Here is a 239-nt window from a genome sequence, read left to right as displayed (position 1 = left end):
CAGGTAGCCGGTCCAATGCATCCGTGCCTGTGCCTCTTTGCTCAGTGGTAAGCCGGCGGTGGGGTCGTAGACATCATGCAGCCCGTAAATCCAGATTTCATCGTAGTATTTTTCGGTGGCCTGCAGAGCGGATTTGCGGTCCCATTCGGCGCGCAGCACTTCGGGTTCGTCCAGCACATCGCGCAGCCCCAGAACCAATCGCGCCTGACCGCGATCCTGCAGCAGGTCCAGTGTCGGGA

General features: G+C 60.3%; 1 pseudogene. It reads right to left on the bottom strand.

Features of this window, described 5'->3' with window-relative positions:
- Nucleotides 1–239, bottom strand: a pseudogene (locus O4G76_RS21545) (hypothetical protein); the annotation flags it as partial.

The sequence above is a fragment of the Limimaricola sp. G21655-S1 genome, assembly GCF_027213785.1.
Taxonomy (GTDB): domain Bacteria; phylum Pseudomonadota; class Alphaproteobacteria; order Rhodobacterales; family Rhodobacteraceae; genus Limimaricola.
Note: the sequence above shows the minus strand (reverse complement) of the source record. Positions and strands in the feature narration are given on the sequence as shown.